This is a genomic window from Pseudomonas orientalis, assembly GCF_002934065.1.
Taxonomy (GTDB): domain Bacteria; phylum Pseudomonadota; class Gammaproteobacteria; order Pseudomonadales; family Pseudomonadaceae; genus Aquipseudomonas; species Aquipseudomonas orientalis_A.
Genome location: NZ_CP018049.1, coordinates 2530674 through 2549701, shown reverse-complemented (window position 1 = coordinate 2549701; position 19028 = coordinate 2530674). Strand labels below are relative to the sequence as shown.

Annotated in this window: 16 protein-coding genes; 9 read left to right on the top strand and 7 right to left on the bottom strand. The window is 60.2% G+C overall.

The window, feature by feature from the left end:
* The first annotated feature begins 22 nt into the window (after positions 1-22).
* The 4 genes from BOP93_RS11440 (at position 23) to BOP93_RS11425 (ending at position 3631) form a co-directional block, all read left to right on the top strand.
* Positions 23-760, top strand: a complete 738-nt coding sequence (locus tag BOP93_RS11440) for a hypothetical protein (RefSeq protein WP_104502687.1) — start codon at positions 23-25, stop codon at positions 758-760.
* Positions 761-821: 61 nt separating this feature from the next.
* The gene (locus BOP93_RS11435) at positions 822-1502 is read left to right on the top strand and encodes a C39 family peptidase (RefSeq protein WP_104502686.1); all 681 of its coding nucleotides are present in this window, start codon (positions 822-824) and stop codon (positions 1500-1502) included.
* 37 nt (positions 1503-1539) lie between these two features.
* Entirely contained in the window at positions 1540-2283 is a 744-nt protein-coding gene (locus BOP93_RS11430) for a hypothetical protein (RefSeq protein ID WP_104502685.1), read from the top strand.
* 49 nt (positions 2284-2332) lie between these two features.
* Entirely contained in the window at positions 2333-3631 is a 1299-nt protein-coding gene (locus BOP93_RS11425) for a hypothetical protein (RefSeq protein WP_104502684.1), read from the top strand.
* Positions 3632-4276: 645 nt separating this feature from the next.
* On the opposite strand, the gene BOP93_RS11415 is transcribed toward BOP93_RS11425, so the two are convergent.
* Positions 4277-5602, bottom strand: coding sequence for a sigma-54 dependent transcriptional regulator (locus BOP93_RS11415; protein WP_104502683.1), 1326 nt, complete (start codon positions 5600-5602; stop codon positions 4277-4279).
* A gap of 328 nt (positions 5603-5930) precedes the next feature.
* Here BOP93_RS11415 and BOP93_RS11410 point away from each other — a divergent pair, with 328 nt between their 5' ends.
* Positions 5931-6191, top strand: coding sequence for a hypothetical protein (locus BOP93_RS11410; RefSeq protein ID WP_104502682.1), 261 nt, complete (start codon positions 5931-5933; stop codon positions 6189-6191).
* Between the two features lie 53 nt (positions 6192-6244).
* On the opposite strand, the gene BOP93_RS11405 is transcribed toward BOP93_RS11410, so the two are convergent.
* Genes BOP93_RS11405 through gnd form a run of 3 tightly spaced genes read right to left on the bottom strand, consistent with a single transcriptional unit; the run spans position 6245 to position 9569 of the window.
* The gene (locus BOP93_RS11405; protein WP_104502681.1) at positions 6245-7069 is read right to left on the bottom strand and encodes an HAD family hydrolase; all 825 of its coding nucleotides are present in this window, start codon (positions 7067-7069) and stop codon (positions 6245-6247) included.
* Positions 7066-8589, bottom strand: coding sequence for a glucose-6-phosphate dehydrogenase (zwf, locus tag BOP93_RS11400; protein ID WP_065887394.1), 1524 nt, complete (start codon positions 8587-8589; stop codon positions 7066-7068). Before zwf ends, BOP93_RS11405 begins: the two co-directional genes overlap by 4 nt.
* Positions 8586-9569, bottom strand: coding sequence for a phosphogluconate dehydrogenase (NAD(+)-dependent, decarboxylating) (gene gnd / locus BOP93_RS11395; RefSeq protein WP_065936262.1), 984 nt, complete (start codon positions 9567-9569; stop codon positions 8586-8588). Before gnd ends, zwf begins: the two co-directional genes overlap by 4 nt.
* Positions 9570-9828: 259 nt before the next feature.
* Here gnd and BOP93_RS27605 point away from each other — a divergent pair, with 259 nt between their 5' ends.
* The 4 genes from BOP93_RS27605 (at position 9829) to BOP93_RS11380 (ending at position 14625) form a co-directional block, all read left to right on the top strand.
* Positions 9829-10005, top strand: coding sequence for a DUF6026 family protein (locus BOP93_RS27605; RefSeq protein ID WP_163003427.1), 177 nt, complete (start codon positions 9829-9831; stop codon positions 10003-10005).
* 154 nt (positions 10006-10159) lie between these two features.
* A complete protein-coding gene (locus BOP93_RS11390; RefSeq protein WP_104502680.1) occupies positions 10160-11902 on the top strand; it encodes a phosphoethanolamine transferase CptA in 1743 nt (580 codons plus the stop codon).
* 128 nt (positions 11903-12030) lie between these two features.
* Positions 12031-14268 (top strand): TonB-dependent siderophore receptor, encoded by a 2238-nt coding sequence (locus tag BOP93_RS11385; protein ID WP_104502679.1) that lies wholly within the window; start codon positions 12031-12033, stop codon positions 14266-14268.
* Positions 14269-14412: 144 nt separating this feature from the next.
* Positions 14413-14625 carry a hypothetical protein gene (locus BOP93_RS11380; RefSeq protein ID WP_104502678.1) on the top strand — a complete coding sequence of 71 codons (213 nt, stop codon included), beginning with the start codon at positions 14413-14415 and terminating at the stop codon, positions 14623-14625.
* Between the two features lie 102 nt (positions 14626-14727).
* Here the strand turns inward: BOP93_RS11380 and BOP93_RS11375 are convergent, their stop codons facing one another.
* The 3 genes from BOP93_RS11375 to metE all read right to left on the bottom strand — a co-directional run bounded on the left by BOP93_RS11375 (position 14728) and on the right by metE (position 18828).
* Positions 14728-15219, bottom strand: coding sequence for a GNAT family N-acetyltransferase (locus tag BOP93_RS11375; RefSeq protein WP_104502677.1), 492 nt, complete (start codon positions 15217-15219; stop codon positions 14728-14730).
* Between the two features lie 161 nt (positions 15220-15380).
* A complete protein-coding gene (zapE, locus tag BOP93_RS11370) occupies positions 15381-16490 on the bottom strand; it encodes a cell division protein ZapE (protein ID WP_104502676.1) in 1110 nt (369 codons plus the stop codon).
* Positions 16491-16539: 49 nt separating this feature from the next.
* The gene (gene metE / locus BOP93_RS11365) at positions 16540-18828 is read right to left on the bottom strand and encodes a 5-methyltetrahydropteroyltriglutamate--homocysteine S-methyltransferase (protein ID WP_104502675.1); all 2289 of its coding nucleotides are present in this window, start codon (positions 18826-18828) and stop codon (positions 16540-16542) included.
* Between the last annotated feature and the right edge of the window lie 200 nt (positions 18829-19028).

The window sequence follows — 19028 nt, the reverse complement described above, 5'->3', positions numbered from 1 at the left end:
ATTAGAAGCAAGGAGAAACACCATGAAACCTCAAATGGCGCTCAAACCACTGGTTTTCGCTCTCGCCGCGCTCATGGCTGCCGCTGCTCAAGCGGGTGGTGGCTGGCACCCAGCCCCTCAACCCACTGGCACCGTCGCCTCCGTGGTCACCGATGTGCAAAAAAGCCAGGGCAACAAATTCGAGGACAGCAACACCGAAAACAACGCCTCGGCCGACAACTCGGTGACCGGCAACAGCGGTAACGTGGGCGTCAACGTACAGTCGGGCTCCGGCAACCAGGCGGATAACGCCGGTGCCATCTCCAGTGCCAAAGGCGACTTTGCCACCGTGTTCGCCGTGATCGATGTGGATCAAGCCAGCACCAATAACAACTTCGTCAACAAAGGCACGCAGAACAACGCGTCCCTGGACGGCTCCGTCAACGGCAACTCCGGCAACGTGGGTTACAACGGCCAGGCCGGTCAAGGCAACGAAGGTAAAAACAACCTGGCAATCACCACCGCTGACGGCAAGAACATCGCCGCCGCCTCCAACACCGAGCAGAACTCGCTCAACAACAGCTACCTCAATACCGCCGTCAGCAGCTATGGCTACGGCAAGCCTCAATACGTGTCCAATAACTCCAGCCTTGACAACTCGGTTAACCGCAACTCCGGCAACGTGGGTGTAAACCTGCAATCGGGTGCGGGCAACCAGGGCAGCAACAGCCTGTCGATCGGTCAAGGTTGCAACGTTTGCTCCAGCGGCGTGCGCTTCTGATCCAACGGGGCCTTGGCAACAAGGCCCTTTCTTACTCCAGTGTCCAGCAGGTCAGTCGATCATGCGCTTCGCGACCCTCACCCTCCTGATGTTGCTCACCGGCCCTACTTGGGCGGGCACCATGGCGATCTCCGCCATGCCCGGCGGTGCGGTGATTTTCAAGAAGGTCGAGAGCATCCGTGAACGCCGGTTCGCCAACCTGGTGGAACAGAAAACCGATTTCAGCTGTGGTGCTGCGGCACTTGCCACCATCCTGCGCCAGGCCTATTGGCTGGACGTCGACGAAGACCACCTCATCAAGGGCATGCTGGTCAATGCCGACCAGGACCTGGTGCGTACCCAGGGTTTTTCCATGCTGGACATGAAGCGCTACCTGGAAAGCATCGGCATGCGCGCCCGGGGCTACAAGATCGCCCCCGACACCCTGGTCACCGTGAAAATTCCGGTGGTGGTGTTGCTGGAAATCCGTGGCTACAAGCACTTCGTGGTGATGCAACGGGCCGACAAGGACTGGGTGTATGTCGGCGACCCGGTGCTGGGGCACAAGCGCTATTCGCGGGATGACTTCGTCAAGGGCTGGAATGGCATCGTGTTCGCCGTATTGGGTGAAGGCTACGACAAGGCCAACGTCCTGCTCGACCCGCCTGCCCCCCTGACCGCCAAGAATCAGCTGAACGAGTTCCGGCCCGTAGGCGACGCCGAACTGATGGATTTCGGTTTTATCCAGAGCGACTTCTTCTAGAAGCGCAATAAGGGGCAGGACGCTCCAGGAGCAAAAGATGAACACTTCCCGTTGGCTGACGGTTTTGTGTCTGGCAGCCTCGATGCCCGCTTATGCTTCATCGGGCTTCAAACCGATCGAACTCAAGGACGCGGAAATGGCCGAGCTGCGCGGCCGCTATGTGATGCCGGGGCGAATCGTCAGCTTCGGCATTGTCATGAGCAGCACCTGGACCAATGCGGTCGGCGACAGCATTACCGGCAAGGCCAGCATGCAGTTGGACAAGACCACCATCACCCCGCAGTTCTACGTGCAAACCACGGGTGCAGCGGGTTCCGGAACGCCCACTGCCGGCGGCGGGAATGTGATCGGCGGAGCCGGCCTGGCCAACGGCCAGGGCGTGACCCAAAGCGTGCGCGCCGCCGGTGATGGCAACACCGCCTACAACCATGTCGGCATCAACGTCACCCAGGACGGCTTTGCCCCTGCCAACGCCGTGCAGTCCGGCCAGGTATTGGTCGCCGGTGGCACCGTCACCGGCGACAGCAACGCCGGTCATGTCAGCGTGTCGGCCAGCAATGGCGGCCTGCAAATGGCAATCCAGGCCAACCATAACCAGGGCAACAGCCTGCAGCAGATCGGCGGAGGAAATGTGCTGCAAGGCACGGTTCTGACCGGCAATACCAACTTCGTCAACAACATGACCCAACTCAACGTCGTGATGAACAATAACGGTTTGAACAACGGTGCATTGAACTGCAATCTGGACCAGCTCAAAGGCCTCCGCACGCTCGGTTATTGAACTACGCTGACCCTCGACACTTACGCATTGGAAAAGGACGGCTTATTTCATGCATCGATCGTTATCGCTCCGCGCGGTGATCTGTTTAAGTACGCTCTTGCCCGCATCTATGCTGTACGCAGCGCCGGATGCCGATATCGAAACCCTCAAGCGGGAACTCCTGGAACTCAAGCAACGCTACGACGTGCAGCAAAAGGCCCTGGCCGTGCTGGAACAACGCGTACGCCAAGTAGAGGACCAACCGGACACGCCAGCACCCAGGCGCCTGGCCAAATCCCCCGCCGACTTCAAAAAAGGCGGTACGACCGTCGCAGGTACCGGTGCGGCGGCGGCATCAGGTGGCGCGGCAGGCGGAAGCTCCTACGGCCAGTCGCTCAAGGACGACTCGGCCCCGGCACAAAGCGTCAGTAACCTGTACAACGAAGCCAGCGGCTTTTTCGGCAATGGCAAGTTCAGTGTGGAGACCGGCATCACCTATGCCCGCTACGACGCCCGCCAGTTGACCCTCAATGGTTTCCTGGCGCTGGACTCGATCTTCCTTGGCAACATCAACCTGGACCGGATCAAATCCGACAGTTGGACCCTGGACCTGACCGGCCGCTACAACCTCGATAACCGTTGGCAGTTCGACCTCAACGTGCCGGTGGTCTACCGCGAATCGACCTACCAGTCCGGCGGCGCCGGCAACGATGCCACGGCCACATCCGAAGCTTCGGTGACCCGCGACCCCACCATTGGCGACGTCAATTTCGGCGTGGCGTACAAGTTCCTCGATGAAACCCCTACCCTGCCGGATGCCGTGGTGTCGGTACGGGTGAAGGCGCCTACGGGTAAAGAGCCGTTTGGCATCAAACTGGTCAGGCAACCGAGCAACGACAACCTCTACCTGCCGGAAAGCCTGCCGACGGGCAACGGCGTGTGGTCGGTCACACCAGGCATTTCCCTGGTCAAGACCTTCGACCCTGCGGTGTTGTTCGGCTCGCTCTCGTACACCCACAACTTCGAAGACTCGTTCGATGACATCAGCAGTGAGGTCAACCAGAAGGTGGGGGGCAAGGTGCGCCTGGGCGACAGCTTTCAGTTCGGTGTCGGCGTAGCCTTTGCCTTGAACGAAAAAATGAGCATGTCGTTCTCGGTGTCCGACCTGGTGCAGCGCAAAAGCAAGCTCAAGCCGGACGGCGGTGACTGGCAGTCGGTGGTCTCCAGCGATGCGAATGCGGGCTACTTCAACGTCGGCATGACGATTGCGGCCTCGGATAACCTGACCATCGTGCCGAACCTGGCGATCGGGATGACCGATGACGCGCCGGACTTCACGTTCAGCCTGAAATTCCCGTATTACTTCTGATCGAAAGGCGAGCGCTTTTAAATGTGGGGTTTGCCCTAATGCCAATCAGTTAAGGCTTTTTGTAGGAGCGAGCAAGCTCGCTCCTACAGAGGGCGTGTACGCTTAACTGACTGGTATTGGGGCGTGCCTCCGATGAGCAGGTATCTACACAACTCTGTAGCGCTCAACCGTAACCACGATGCGAAGCGAGTCGCTCTTGATCTTGATCTGCTTTTGATCTTAGGCGCCCCGTTAAACCACGCTGGCCGAACGCAGGCTTGAATCCGTGGGTAACCCGGCAGGACGCCGGGTTAGCCGCACTGGGCCAGGGATGGCCCATTGCGGCGGCCCACGGATTCAAGCCTGCGTTCGGACACACCGAGCCTAAGCGAGGTGCCGAGTGGTGGGGCAAGAGCGTTTTGCTTACTTTTGCGCTTTTCAAAAGTGAGCCGCTGTAAAAGCGGAACCATTAGCAGCCGTTACCGCAGAAACGGATATGTACTCGGTCTGATCCAAGATACTGGCTGACTCTAAGGCCGCTATCGGGGGCAAGCCCCCTCCCACATTTGGACCGGGATCGACACAAAATCCCGGTCGGCCCAGAGGCCATCATCGGGAGCAAGCCCTCTCCCACATTTTGATTTGCATGCACCCTTTGAAAAAAACCTAGCGGATCTGGTGTTTGTGCAGCAACCGGTAGAACGTCGGCCGGGAAACGCCCAGCACCCGGGCCGCGATGCTCAGGTTGTCGCTGTGCCGGTGAAGTACGTCGCACAATGCCTGGCGTTCGGCGCGGTGCTTGTAATCTTCCAGTGTCGCCATCGGCGGCGACACGGCCTGCGGGCCTTGCAATCCCAGGTCAACCGCCTCGATCTGGCGCCCTTCAGCCAGGACCAGGCCACGGCGCACACGGTTGGCCAATTCACGCACATTGCCCGGCCACGGGTGTCGTCCCATCGCCACCAAGGCCTCTTCGCTGAAGCTGCGCGGGCGGCGGCCGGTTTCCTGGCTATAGAAACGCGAAAAGTGATTGGCCAGCATCGCCACGTCGCCGTGACGTTCGCGCAGGGGCGCGGTGACGACTTGCAGCACGTTCAGCCGGTAATACAGGTCCTCGCGAAAGGTGCCCTTCTCGACGGCGGCCTCGAGGTCAACGTGGGTGGCAGCCAGTACCCGCACATCCACCGGGATGGGCTGGCTGCCGCCCACGCGTTCGATCTGTTTCTCCTGGAGAAACCGCAACAGATTGGCTTGCAACTCCATGGGCAGATCGCCGATTTCATCAAGGAACAGCGTGCCACCGTGGGCAGCCTCGATGCGTCCGACCTTGCGCTGATGCGCACCGGTGAAGGCGCCCTTTTCATGGCCGAAGAGTTCCGACTGGATCAGGTGTTCAGGAATCGCTCCGCAGTTGATCGCCACGAACGGCTTGGCGTGTCGCTGGGACTGCCGGTGCAGCATCTTGGCCACCAGTTCCTTGCCGGTGCCGCTGTCTCCCCGTATCAGTACCGGCGATTCAGTGGGCGCCAGCTTCGACAGCAATTTGCGCAGTTCGCGAATGGGCCGGCTATCGCCCAGCAACTCATGCTCAGGCCCACCCACCGGGGTGTTGCCCTTGCCGCGCAGGCGCGCCATGCCGAAGGCGCGACCCAGGGTGACCTGCACCCGCGACACATCGAACGGCAAGGTGTGGAAATCAAAAAACCATTCGCAGACGAAATCCCCGACGTTCTGCAGGCGTAGCACGTCCTGGCTGAGTACCGCGATCCATTCGGTGCCGCTACGACCAATCAGCTCCTTGACCGCCTCAGGCCGTTCCAGATGACAAGGCTGCAATCGCAACAGGCCGACATCGCAGGACCGCTCACCCACATCTTCGAGGGTACAGCTGTCGACTTCCCATCCGACCGTGCGCAAGCCGGGCAGCAACCCGTGACAATCCTCGCAAGGGTCGACGACCAACAAGCGGCGTTGCGCAGAAGTCACAACCATGACTATTCCTTGGCGTCATTTTTTATTAATAGAAACAATAGTTTGTAGCGACCAGACAGCAACATATCAAAATATTGACGCTGTGCTTGTACCCTTTCGCTATAAGTGCGAGCAAAAAGCCATCAACCCGTGAAAAGTTGCCGACTGACCAAACGTTAGTTCCGCTTTTAAAACAGCCGCTTAGATGACTTCAGTCAGGGAAAGTTAAAATTTCTTGTCCTGGCATGTGACCCGCCCCCCACCATCGTGCATCAGTACAAGTAACCCACCGTACGGTCAGCCCAACCGCCGGTATTCACTTGAATGGGCATAGAGAGAGACGACACACATGAACGCTCCGCTGCGCATCAACGAAGCTCTTTTGATTGCAGACCGTGCCTTCCAGCCCTTCCAGTGCGTGGCCTGGCACGACGGTCATGGCGCCCTCAGCCTGAGCGTCATCGACCGCACCAACACCCGTATCGGCAGCCAACAGCTGTCATCGACCACTTACACTGACCCGGCGCAATTGGAAGACTTGCTGTTGCAGGCCCGTGCCGAGCTCGACAAAAGTGGCTACCGGTTGCAGCAATGGGCAATGCCCAAGTAAGTGAGGCGGGAACTTCCGATCACTGCATTACAGTGATCGGAAGTTGCACTTACTTATCGTGCGTTGAGTATAAATCGCTCGAACGCTTCGGCAGCACCGTCCTCGACATTGCTGCCGGTGACAACGCTGGCCTGACGCTTGACGGTTTCTTCCGCCTGGCCCATGGCAATCGATAACCCGGCCACCTGGAACATCGCCGGATCGTTGCCGCCGTCGCCAATGGCTGCCGTTTGCGCAAGCGGCACCTCAAGGTGCGCCGCCAGGGTCTTCAGGGCCTCGCCTTTATTGGCCAGCATCGCCGTCACATCCAGATAAACCGGTTGGGAACGTGACACCTGGGCCAGGCCCTTCACCTTCGGCTGCAACTGCGCTTCCAGCTCCACCAGCAACTGCGTGTTATTGCTCGCGGCGACGATCTTGTCGACCCGGTCCAGGTAGGGCTCGAAACTCTCCACCACCACCGGCCCATATCCCAGGCCGTCGGCTTCGCGCTGCTCCATCGGCCCTGGCGAGTCACGGCGCAGCCAGTCGCCATCGGCGAACACCCAGACTTCCACATCCGGTTCGGCCGAGAACAGTGCCAGGGTCACCAACGCCGCTTCCGCCGGCAGATGGTGGGCCACCAGGATGCTGCCATCGGGGTTGATCAACGTACCGCCGTTGAACCCCGCCACCGGCACGTCGATACCGAAGGTCTCGATCAGGTGCATCATGGCCTTGGGCGGGCGCCCGCTGGCCAGGCTGAAAAACACCCCGGCCTCACGCAACGCGCGAATCGCATCGGCTGTGCGCGGGCTGAGGCTGTGATCCGGATGCAGCAAGGTGCCGTCCACATCACTGAGGATAAAACGGATGGGATGAATCGCTGCATCACTCATCCGAGGCTATGCCAGGCACGGCCATCACGGGCCAGCAATGCATCCGACGCCGCCGGGCCATCTTCGCCGGCCTTGTAGGTCTGGATGCCATCGTCTTCTTTCCAGGCATCCAGGAACGGCTGCACGGCGCGCCAGCCGTTCTCGATATTGTCGGCGCGCTGGAACAGGGTCTGGTCGCCGGTCATGCAGTCGTAGATCAGGGTTTCGTAACCCGTCGACGGCTGCATCTCGAAGAAGTCCTTGTAGTCGAACCCCAACTCGATATTGGCCATTTCCAGGGTCGGCCCGGGCTTTTTGGCCAGCAGGTCGAACCACATGCCTTCGTTCGGCTGGATCTGGATCTTCAGGTACGTGGGCTTGAGCTCATCGACGTCGGTGTCGCGAAACTGCGCGTAAGGCGCCTGCTTGAAGCAGATCACGATCTCGGTATCGCGGATACTCATGCGCTTGCCGGTGCGCAAGTAGAACGGCACGCCGACCCAGCGCCAGTTGTCGATCATCACCTTGAGCGCAACGAAGGTCTCGGTGCTGCTGTCAGGCGCGACATTGGCTTCTTCGCGATAGCCCGGCAGTTGCTTGCCGGCGATTTCACCGGCGGTGTACTGGCCGCGCACGGAGTTGGCCCGCGCATCTTCCAGGGACCAGGGCCGGATGGCACCGACCACCTTGGCCTTCTCACCGCGCACCGCGTCGGCACCGAAGGCTGCCGGTGGCTCCATCGCGACCATGGCCAGCAACTGGAACAGGTGGTTGGGTACCATGTCCCGCAGCGTGCCGGTCTTTTCGAAGAAATTGCCCCGGGTTTCCACGCCGACGGTTTCTGCGGCGGTGATTTGCACGTGGTCGATGTAATGGTTGTTCCAGAACGCCTCGAACAGCACGTTGGAAAAACGGCTGATCAGGATGTTCTGCACCGTTTCCTTGCCCAGGTAATGGTCGATGCGATAGATCTGCTTCTCGCTCATCACCTTGAGCAGGCACGCATTCAACGCTTCGGCGCTGGCCAGGTCGGAACCGAACGGTTTCTCGATGACCACGCGGCGAAACCCCTCCTGCGTCTCATCGAGCAACCCGGCACTGCCCAGGCGCTGCACCACTTCACTGAAGAAGCGCGGTGCTGTCGCGAGGTAGAACACCGCATTGGCGCTGCCGCTGTCGGCAATTTTCTGCGCGATATCGGCGTAGGTGCTGTCGTCGAGGAAGTCACCCTCGACGTAGCTGATGCCTTTGGCCAACTGGGCCCACAACTGCGGGTCCAGCCCATTGTCGGCATTGCCCCGGACCTTGCCGGCGGCTTCGGTGCGAATGAAGTCCTCGAGTTTCTTGGCAAAGTCAGCGTCGCTGATGGCGTTGTGATCAACGCCTACAATGCGCAGGCCATCGCCCAGCAGCCCGTCGCGGCTCAGGTTGTACAGCGCCGGCATCAGCAGGCGCTTGACCAGGTCGCCATGGGCGCCAAACAGAAACAAGGTAGTGGGTGGAGCGGGTTCGGCCTTGGGTTTCTTGCCGTTGGCGGTCATTTTTTGGAAGTCTCCACGTGGCCGCCAAAGCCGAAGCGCATGGCCGAGAGCATTTTGTCACCGTAGGTGCTCTGCTGGCGCGAACGGAAACGGGCGAACAGCGACGTCGACAGCACCGGTACCGGCACCGCCTGCTCCATGGCCGCTTCGATGGTCCAACGGCCTTCGCCGCTGTCGGCCACGGAACCGGAATAGCCGTCCAGCTTCGGATCGGTCGCCAGGGCATCGGCGGTCAGGTCCAGCAGCCACGACGACACTACGCTGCCACGGCGCCAGACTTCGGCAATGTCCGCCACGTTCAGGTCGAAGCGTTGGTCTTCGGGCAGGTTGTCCGAGTTCTTGGTCTTGAGAATGTCAAAACCTTCGGCAAACGCCTGCATCATGCCGTATTCGATGCCGTTGTGGATCATCTTGACGAAGTGGCCGGAGCCCGCCGGGCCGGCATGAATATAGCCGTGCTCGGCACGCGGGTCGGCGGAGGCCGAACGGTCCTTGGTGCGTGGGATGCTGCCGATGCCAGGCGCCAGGCTCTTGAAGATCGGATCCAGGCGCTGCACGGTTTCGACATCGCCACCGATCATCATGCAGTAGCCACGTTCCAGCCCCCACACGCCGCCGGAAGTGCCGACGTCGACGTAGTGCAGGCCTTTTTCCGCCAGGGCCTTGCCGCGACGCACGTCGTCCTTGTAATTGGTGTTGCCGCCATCAATGATCACGTCACCGCTTTCCAGCAGCCCGCTCAGTTCATTGATGGTGTCTTCGGTGGGAGCGCCCGCCGGTAACATTACCCACACAGCGCGAGGCTTTTGCAGGCCGGCCACCAGGGCTTTCAAGTCGGCGACGCCGGTGGCGCCCTCCTCGCTCAGGCCTTTGACAAAGGCTTCGTTACGGTCATATACAACGGTGGTATGCCCATTGAGCATCAGGCGCCGCGCAATGTTACCGCCCATGCGGCCTAGTCCGATAATCCCCAGTTGCATGTGCTGATGCTCCTAACTGCTAAAAAATGTGTGACATAGTTTATAGCGCAATGAGGCTAATGAGGGTTAGTCCAGAGCGGATCCGCGTAGTTTCATGCTAAAAAAGTTGCCAGCATTTCACCATCACGGTGGCAAAAGTCACACGACCACCAAAAATAAAAAAGTTCCCTTGATGTGAAAAAGAATTCAAACTTGCCACGACTGCTGCCGCTCACCTGTTTCGGCGGCGCGATCTACCCGGCTATTTGCGAGGCAAGCAATGAGCACAGCACAGATGACCCGACCGCCACAGACCCTCTACGTCAGCATCCGCCGCGATGAATTGCGTCAGTTGAAGGACGAGCGCGATCAGTTGCAACAGGAAGTCCTGCGCCTGCGTTCCCACCTCCAGGCCCAGCTGGAGCTGCCGTCCGGCGCCAAGCCCGCACTCTGCTGAACGCCTTTGGTTAGTTTGTAAGGTAATACCTACAGAAAACTCACAAAGTTTTCACACGCCTGTCCCGATACTCCCGCCCGCGATGCCGCTCATGTTCTGAGCGGCCCGATGTTGCGCGCGTGTGCGCGACGATCATTTTCTGATGGGGCGCTGGATGGCGATGTTCAAACGCAGCACGACGACTGCGAAAGGTTTTGATTGGGCCGGCCTTGGCTGGTTATTCCTGTTTTTCTGGTATTTCTCGGGTATTACCCAACTGCTTATCCAACTGACCGGTACGTCCGGCTTCAGTGGTTTCCGCCAGGCATTCTTCATGAGTGCACTGTGGCTGGCGCCGATGCTGCTGTTCCCCCGGCAAACGCGGGTACTGGCCGCCGTGATCGGCGTGGTGCTGTGGGCCTGCTCCATGGCGAGCCTGGGTTACTTCTTTATTTACCAGCAGGAATTTTCCCAGAGCGTGATCTTCATCATGTTCGAGTCGAACATTTCTGAAGCGGGCGAATACGCCACCCAGTATTTTGCCTGGTGGATCGTGCTGGCGTTCATTGCCCACACCGCGTTCGCGGTGTTCCTGTGGACACGCTTGCGCCCGGTGTACTTGCCGCGCGGCCAGTCGATCGTGGCGGCCATCGCCATCGTATTGGCGATTGTCGGCTACCCGCTGGTCAAGCAGATCGCCACCAGCGAGACCCTGGAATTGGCCATCGACCGCTTCGAAACCCGCATCGAACCGGCCGTGCCCTGGCAGATGATCGTCGCCTACCGCCGTTACACCGAACAGTTGGACAACATGCAAGGCATGCTGACCAGTGCCAGCCAGATCCCACCCTTGAAGAACCTCAAGGACAGCATGGCCGGCCAGCCGTCCACGCTGGTGCTGGTGATCGGCGAGTCCACCAACCGCCAGCGCATGAGCCTCTATGGCTATCCGCGCAACACCACGCCGGAACTGGACAAGCTGCGCGACCAACTGGCGGTGTTCGACAATGTCATCACCCCGCGCCCCTACACCATCGAAGCGTTGCAGCAGGTGCTGACCTTCGCCGACGAAGAAAACCCTGACCTGTACCTCAAGACGCCGTCGATCGTCAGCGTGATGAAACAGGCCGGCTACAAGACGTTCTGGATCACCAACCAGCAGACCATGACCAAGCGCAACACCATGCTCACGACCTTTTCCGAACAGGCCGACGAGCAGGTGTACCTGAACAACAACCGCAACCAGAACGCCCGCCAATACGACGGCGACGTGCTTGCGCCGTTTTCCAAGGCGCTGGCCGATACCGCCGAACGCAAGTTCATCGTAGTGCACTTGCTGGGCACCCACATGAGCTACCAGTACCGCTATCCGCAGACGTTCGACAAGTTCACTGATCGCCAGGGTGTGCCGCCAGGCGTCAGCGACGCCCAGTTGCCGACCTATAACAGCTATGACAACGCCGTGCTGTACAACGACTTCGTGGTGTCGAGCCTGATCAAGGACTACGCCAAGACCGACCCCAACGGCTTTTTGCTATACCTGTCGGACCACGGCGAAGACGTGTTCGACTCTGTCGGCCATGACACCCTGGGCCGCAACGAAGGCAAGCCGACCGCGCCGATGTACACCATTCCCTTTATGGCCTACGCCTCACCCAAGTGGCGCGAAAGCCACGACTGGAGCTTCGCCGGCGACCTGCAGCGGCCTTACAGCAGCTCGCAGCTGATCCACACCTGGGCGGACCTGGCCGGTTTGAGCTTCGACGAACTGGACCGCAGCAAAAGCCTGGTCAGTGACAGCTTCAAGCCGCGTCCCCTGCTGATCGGCAACCCGTACGAAACCAAGCAGAAAGCCTTGATCGACTTCAGTCTGATCAAACCGAAAAAGACCGACAGCACCGAGGTGGTGATCAAGTAACTCAGAGGCTTGTAACAGAAAGATAACAATCATTCTCGTTTAAGCCTAAAGTTCCCCGTCTCCTTTCGTCTTTGAGCCATACCCGCCCTTTCCGGGGCGGCCTCAAAGACGACAAGGAGTTCGCCGCGATGCTCGCGCCCTTTACCCGCTCCATCACCCTTACCCTGGGCCTGTTCAGCCTTGCACCAAGCGCTGAACTGCTGGCCGAAACCGACCCCGAACACACCCCCGCCAGAGCCCTCGAACTGGGCGCCACCCGCGTCACCGCCGACGGCCTGGGCGCGACCACCGAGCACACCGGCGCCTACACCACGGGCTCGATGAGCACCGCCACGCGCCTGAACCTGTCCGTCAAGGAAACCCCGCAATCGATCTCGGTGATCACGCGCCAGCAGATGGATGATTTCAACCTCAACACCCTGACCGACGTGTTGCGCCAGACCACCGGCATCAACGTCCAGCACAATGACTCGGACCGGGTGTCCTATACCTCCCGTGGCTACGGCATCAACAACTTCCAGATTGACGGGATGCTCAACACCTTCGGCTACATGAAGAGCGACGCCGACACCATCATCTATGACCGTATCGAAGTAGTGCGCGGCGCCACCGGCCTGACGACCGGCGCGGGCGATCCTTCGGCCACCGTCAATATGGTACGCAAGCGCCCGACCGCCCAATGGCAGGCGAAAACCGGCATCAGTGGCGCCACCCATGACAACTATTACAGCTACCTCGACGTCGGCGGCCCGCTGGCCTTCGACGGCAAGTTGCGCGGGCGCAGCGTACTGGCCTACCGAGACAGCAAATCCTTTCGTGATAACTATGCACTGCAGCGCGCGGTCGGCTACGGCATTCTCGAGGGCGACCTGTCCGACGACACCGTGCTGGCCGTAGGTTTTGATTACCAGGACAAGCAGGTACAGGGTACGTCCTGGGGCACCGTACCCTACTGGAACAGCCAGGGCGGCAAGGCCGGGCTGTCGCGCTCCACCAATATGGCCGCGCACTGGAGCTCCTGGCCACTGACCGACAAGACCACCTTCGCCACCCTCGACCATCGCCTCGGCGGCGATTGGCACCTGAAGGCCGCCTACACCCATCGCCAGAGCGATACCGATGGCAAGGTGTACTACGGCGGCGCGGGTTTCCCCAATGCCGACCGCAGCGGCATGACCGCCTGGGCCAGCCATATGCGCGGCACGTCGAGAATGGAAGCCATCGACCTCAACCTGGCCGGCAGCTACGCGCTGCTGGGCCGCGAACATGCGCTGATGATGGGCTATGGCGAGGCCGCGCAACGGGACACGTCGCCCTTCATGCGCAGCAACCTGCCTGCCAGCTATTACCCCATCGCGGACTGGAAGCACATGGGCGGTATCGGCAAGTTCACCGATGAGGTCACCGACCTCAAGGGCGAGCACAGCAAGAAACAACAGAAAGCCGGCTACCTCGCCACTCGCCTGAGCCTGACCGACCGTCTGCATGCCGTACTCGGCAGCCGCTACGGCAGTTGGGAGCTGGAAAGCGCCACCCCCGAATACAACGCCAACAATCAACTGACCGCTTCCGGCAAAACCGGCCAGACCCATAACGATATGTTCACGCCCTATGCCGGGCTGCTGTACGACGTCACGCCGCAGTACACCGTCTACGCGAGCTACACCGACATCTTCAAGCCGCAAAGCGCGAAAGACGTGAACAAGAAATACCTGGAGCCGGTGGTGGGCAGTAATTATGAAGTTGGCCTCAAGGGCAGCGTGCTCAACGAACGGCTGAATCTGGCGGCCGCGTATTTCTGGAGCACCCAGGACAACGTCGCCGAGCGCGATGACTCGGTGCCGCCCAACCCGATCACTGGCGAGGAGTACTACAAGTCCGGCGGCAAGGGCAACAAGGTGAAAGGTTTCGAGCTGGAAGCGGCCGGGGAAATTGCGCCGGACTGGAACCTGACCGCAGGCTACACCTACACCCACTCGGTGAACGGCGCAGGCCAGCGCAACAATACCGGCCAGCCGTTGAACCTGCTGAAAATATCCAGCGCTTACCGCCTGCCCGGGGCCTGGCGCAACCTGACCGTGGGCGGCGCGGTGAATTGGCAGAGCGACATCTTTGACTTCGGCAACCGGCCCACGGGTGAACGCGATGACAAAGGCAACTTGATCACCACGCGATCAAAGATCGAGCAACAGGGCTACACCGTGGTCAACCTGATGTCGCGCTACCAGTTCGACGAACAGGTGACGGCGTCGATCAACGTCAATAACCTGTTTGACAAGAAATACTACGAGCGCGTCGGTTTTTACAATGGCGTGTATTGGGGCGATCCGCGCTCGGTCACGCTGGCACTTGACTGGAGGCTATAACACTTTGCCCTGCGAAGTTAACAAAGACGTTAACTTCGCAGGGCGAGTTCCGTTAATTCCCACTTAATAGGATAACGCCATAGTCGCCCCACGATCTGATCATGGAGTGACCGGACACCTATCACTCTTAATGGGAACACCGTAATGAAACTCTCCACACTGATGCTTGCCAGCCTGATGACCCTGAGCTCCGCCGCCGCCTTTGCAGAGGGCGGTTCAGAGCGCTCGAAAGAGTTCTACAACAACTTCAGCTTCATCCAGGAAACAACCCACGGCAAGGCAGAACAGCAAGTTGTGTCCGCCGATGGCAAACCGGTTAAAGCCACCACTGCCGAACCCGCTCAACCCAACAGTTGATTTAACACTGAGTTAATCCGCAAGTACCCTGTGCCAACCCGCTCCTTTGGCAAAGGTTTATTGGGCGCCATTCAATGGCGCCTTTTTTTTGAGGTACCTTTATTACAGCGGCTTGTTCCAGAACAACATGCGGCCATGGGCGGGATCAGATACCGAATCGTCAAAACCGAACTTGCGGTACGCCGACTGTGCCAGCGCATTGCCTTCGAGCACTTCCAGGGTGATCTTGCAGCAACCGCGCTGCCGGGCGATTTCCTCGACCTTCTGCAGCATCTTCTGACTCAAGCCCAAGCCACGAAACGGTTGCGCCACCACCACATCGTGGACATTGACCAGGGGCCGACAAGCGAACGTCGAAAACCCCTCGAAGCAATTGACCAGCCCGGCCGGTACACCCCCAACGAACGCCAGCACACTGAACGCATGGGGGCGCTTGGCCAGTTCCGCAGGCAGTTGCTGCAACAGATCGATCGGCAAACTGTGACCGCCGCCCATCGGGTCTTGAGCATAATGGTTGAGCAGCGAACCGATGGCCTCGGCGTGCACGGCGTTGGTATAGCTGGCTTGCAGCACCAGGATGTCTGGGGTGTCCATGTCCTTCCTCGATAACGACAACCAGGGAACCGATTCCCTTTGAAGGGGACGATTGTAAGCATGGAGTCGGTATTAGATGAAGGAGATTAACGACAAATGTCTGACAGAAAGCGCGTAGATTGCGCGCATCCAATGCCTCAAACGCGGTGAAGCCGGGGCGCTCAGGCGCCGAAACGCTGCAGCTGCATTTCGCGCAAGCGGCTCATGGTGCGACGAAAAGGAAACGCCAGGTAGCCTTCGGTATAAAGCTGTTCCAGCGGCACCTGGGCCTCGATGAACAACGGCACTTTGCGGTCGTAACATTCATCCACCAACGCGATAAAGCGCCGCACGCTGTCATCGTGCCTGGACAACTCCGGCAATTGGCGATCCCCCGCAGCCACGCGCTCGGCGCCGTCTTCGGTACCCCGGGCAATACGACCAGGGCGCTGCTGTGCGCTGAGGTTGGGCACCTCTCCCAGCAGGATGGCCTTGAAGCGATCGCACAGCAGCATGAAATCCATCGCCGCCAGAGGTTGTTCGCAGAGCTCGGCATAGCGGCACCACAGCACCGCGTCACTGGCCTGCACCGCCGCTATCGTGCGATGCCCCACGTTCACTTCCTTCTCGTCGCTGAGGGTTTGCCCGTCGCTCATCTGCCGGAACAGCGTGGCCAGTGCATCGGGCCGATTGACCCAGTAGCGCTGCAGACCCACGCCGGGATGCAGACGATGATCCTCGCCGCCGTCCACGGCCAGCACCTGCATGTGCCGATTGATTGCCGCGATACCCGGCAAGAACCGCTCACGGTTGAAACCTTCGGCGTACAGCTGCTCAGGGGGTTGGTTGGAGGTGCAGACCATCACCACGCCCTCCTCGAACATCACCTGAAACAGACGGCCGAGAATGATTGCGTCACCGATGTCATTGACGAACAACTCGTCGAAGCATAGTACGCGCACGTCCCGGCTCAATTCCCGCGCCACTGCCTGCAGCGGGTCCCGGGTCCCGGTGAGCTGGAACGAGCGCTGGTGCACCCAGCCCATGAAGTGATGAAAATGCTGGCGGCGCGCGGGCACGCGCAGGCTTTGATGGAACTGGTCCATCAGCCAGGTCTTGCCGCGCCCCACCGGCCCCCACAGGTAAACGCCGGTAATCGGCGAACCGCCCTGGTGCAACGCCTGGTGACAGGCTTGCAAGGCCTGCACCGCCCGGCGTTGAGCGTCGTCGGGCACGAAGCCTTGCTGGGCGATAGCGTGTTGATAAGCGGCGAGCGGCGAGTCGAAAGTCATTGGCGCAGTATGCCGTACAACGCAAACGTCTACCGCGCAATCTTCGTCCTCAGCCCAGTTCCGCACGCAGTTGGCGCGCCGCCGTCACCATGTGGATCAACGCCGCTTCCGTCTCCGGCCAGCCGCGGGTTTTCAGGCCGCAATCGGGGTTCACCCACAATCGCTCGGCCGGAATCCGCTTGGCCGCCTTGCGCAGCAAGTCAACCATCTGCGCCACCTCCGGCACCCGTGGCGAGTGGATGTCGTAGACGCCAGGGCCGATGTCGTTGGGGTAGGCAAAGGCTTCGAACGCATCGAGCAACGCCATGTCCGAGCGCGAGGTTTCAATGGTGATGACGTCGGCATCCATCGCCGCGATGGACTCGATCACATCGTTGAATTCGCTGTAGCACATGTGGGTGTGAATCTGGGTCTCGTCACGCACGCCGCAGGCGCACAGGCGGAACACTTCGGTGGCCCAGTCCAGGTAGTGCGGCCATTGCGCCTGACGCAACGGCAAGCCTTCGCGGAACGCGGCCTCGTCGATCTGCACGATCCTGATACCGGCGGCTTCCAGGTCCACCACCTCGTCACGCAGCGCCAGGGCCAGCTGCCGCGCCTGCACTTCACGACTCACGTCTTCCCGTGGGAACGACCACATCAGCATGGTCACCGGGCCCGTCAACATGCCCTTGAGCACCTTGCGCGTGAGGCCCTGGGCATAGCGAATCCACTCCACCGTCATCGCTTTCGGACGGCTCAGGTCGCCGTAGATCAGCGCCGGTTTCACACAGCGCGAACCGTAGCTCTGTACCCAGCCGAAACGGCTGAACGCGTAGCCGTCCAATTGCTCGGCGAAGTATTCGACCATGTCGTTACGTTCGGCTTCACCGTGCACCAGCACATCCAGGCCGAGGTTTTCCTGGACCTCGACCGCGTGCCTGATCTCGCTGTGCATTGCTTCGACGTATTCGGCTTCGCTCAACTTGCCGGCCTTGTACGACTGGCGCGCCAGGCGGATCGACGCAGTTTGCGGGAACGAACCGATGGTAGTGGTGGGAAACAGCGGCAGGTCGAGGCCGGCCCGCTGCTTCTCGATACGCTGGGCAAACGGCGATTGGCGCTGGCTGTCCCTGGCGCTGATCGCGGCAACGCGCGCTTGCACCGCGGGTTTGTGAATACGCGGCGAAGCGGCACGCGCAGCCTGTACCGCACGACTCTCAGCCAGCGCGGCCAGCACCTGCGGTGCCTCGGGCCGGTCGAGGGCCTGGGTCAGTACCGCGACTTCCGCGCACTTTTGCAAAGCGAAGGCCAGCCAGCTCTTCAACTCGACGTCCAACTGGTCTTCACGCGCCAGATCCACCGGGCTGTGCAGCAGTGAACAGGACGGCGCGACCCACAAGCGCTCACCAAGTTTGTCCTGGGCGTGTTGCAACGTCGCCAGGGCTTTTTCCAGGTCGCAGCGCCACACGTTACGGCCATTGACCACACCCAGGGACAGCACCTTATAAGCCGGCAGGCGATCAAGAATCGTCGGGTATTGCTCCGGCGCCCGTACCAGGTCGATGTGCAGGCCGTCGACCGGCAGATTGGCGGCCAGGCCGAGGTTTTCTTCCAGCCCGCCAAAGTAGGTGGCCACCAGTTTCTTCAACGGATCACGCTGGATCAGGTTGTAGGCACGCTCAAAGGCGTTCTTCCACTCCTGCGGCAAATCCAGCACCAGGATCGGCTCGTCGATCTGCACCCACTCGACACCCAGCTCCGCCAGGCGCTGGAAGATCTGGCCGTACAGCGGCAGCAGGCGGTCGAGCAGATCAAGCTTGTCAAAGTCGCCGCCCTTGGCCTTGCCTAGCCACAGGTACGTCAGCGGGCCAATCACCACCGGCTTGACGGCGTGCCCGAGGTCGCGGGCTTCCTGGACTTCTTCGAACAACTGGTCCCATCCGAGGTGGAATTGCTGATCGACGCTGAACTCCGGCACCAGGTAGTGATAGTTGGTATCGAACCACTTGGTCATCTCCAGGGCGTGAGCGCCGGCGCAGCACGCATCGCTGACGCCACGGGCCATGCCGAACAACGTCTGCAACGTGGCCTGGCCATCGGCCGGCCGGAAACGCTCCGGGATCACGCCAAACATCAGCGAGTGGGTCAGCACCTGGTCGTACCAGGCGAAATCACCGGCGGGCAACAACTCGATGCCGGCCTGTTTCTGCAGGTCCCAATGGGCCTTGCGCAAGTCACGCCCCACGGCGCGCAGGCCGGCCTCATCAAGCTCGCCCTTCCAGAACGCTTCCTGCGCTTTTTTCAGTTCACGATCGCGTCCAATGCGCGGAAATCCGAGGGAATGAGCGACTGCCATGACTTTTTATCTCCAATGCCGGTATCTATGGCGGTCATTGTCGGGAGATGGCGATAATGAGACAAACTCATTTTTCTTTAGATGAATACAAAATTCATTCATACAGACGGCAACGCAGCGCCCACCCGTAACGCCGGTAAAAGCAGAACCCATAGCAGCCGTGACTGCAGAAAACGGATATGTACTCGATCTGATCCAAC

Excerpts from the sequence above, each read along its gene's own strand:
- BOP93_RS11440 (WP_104502687.1), top strand. The coding sequence starts at position 23 with ATGAAACCTCAAATGGCGCTCAAACCACTGGTTTTCGCTCTCGCCGCG.
- BOP93_RS11435 (WP_104502686.1), top strand. The coding sequence starts at position 822 with ATGCGCTTCGCGACCCTCACCCTCCTGATGTTGCTCACCGGCCCTACT.
- BOP93_RS11430 (WP_104502685.1), top strand. The coding sequence starts at position 1,540 with ATGAACACTTCCCGTTGGCTGACGGTTTTGTGTCTGGCAGCCTCGATG.
- BOP93_RS11425 (WP_104502684.1), top strand. The coding sequence starts at position 2,333 with ATGCATCGATCGTTATCGCTCCGCGCGGTGATCTGTTTAAGTACGCTC.
- BOP93_RS11415 (WP_104502683.1), bottom strand. The coding sequence starts at position 5,602 with ATGGTTGTGACTTCTGCGCAACGCCGCTTGTTGGTCGTCGACCCTTGC.
- BOP93_RS11410 (WP_104502682.1), top strand. The coding sequence starts at position 5,931 with ATGAACGCTCCGCTGCGCATCAACGAAGCTCTTTTGATTGCAGACCGT.
- BOP93_RS11405 (WP_104502681.1), bottom strand. The coding sequence starts at position 7,069 with ATGAGTGATGCAGCGATTCATCCCATCCGTTTTATCCTCAGTGATGTG.
- zwf (WP_065887394.1), bottom strand. The coding sequence starts at position 8,589 with ATGACCGCCAACGGCAAGAAACCCAAGGCCGAACCCGCTCCACCCACT.
- gnd (WP_065936262.1), bottom strand. The coding sequence starts at position 9,569 with ATGCAACTGGGGATTATCGGACTAGGCCGCATGGGCGGTAACATTGCG.
- BOP93_RS27605 (WP_163003427.1), top strand. The coding sequence starts at position 9,829 with ATGAGCACAGCACAGATGACCCGACCGCCACAGACCCTCTACGTCAGC.
- BOP93_RS11390 (WP_104502680.1), top strand. The coding sequence starts at position 10,160 with ATGGCGATGTTCAAACGCAGCACGACGACTGCGAAAGGTTTTGATTGG.
- BOP93_RS11385 (WP_104502679.1), top strand. The coding sequence starts at position 12,031 with ATGCTCGCGCCCTTTACCCGCTCCATCACCCTTACCCTGGGCCTGTTC.
- BOP93_RS11380 (WP_104502678.1), top strand. The coding sequence starts at position 14,413 with ATGAAACTCTCCACACTGATGCTTGCCAGCCTGATGACCCTGAGCTCC.
- BOP93_RS11375 (WP_104502677.1), bottom strand. The coding sequence starts at position 15,219 with ATGGACACCCCAGACATCCTGGTGCTGCAAGCCAGCTATACCAACGCC.
- zapE (WP_104502676.1), bottom strand. The coding sequence starts at position 16,490 with ATGACTTTCGACTCGCCGCTCGCCGCTTATCAACACGCTATCGCCCAG.
- metE (WP_104502675.1), bottom strand. The coding sequence starts at position 18,828 with ATGGCAGTCGCTCATTCCCTCGGATTTCCGCGCATTGGACGCGATCGT.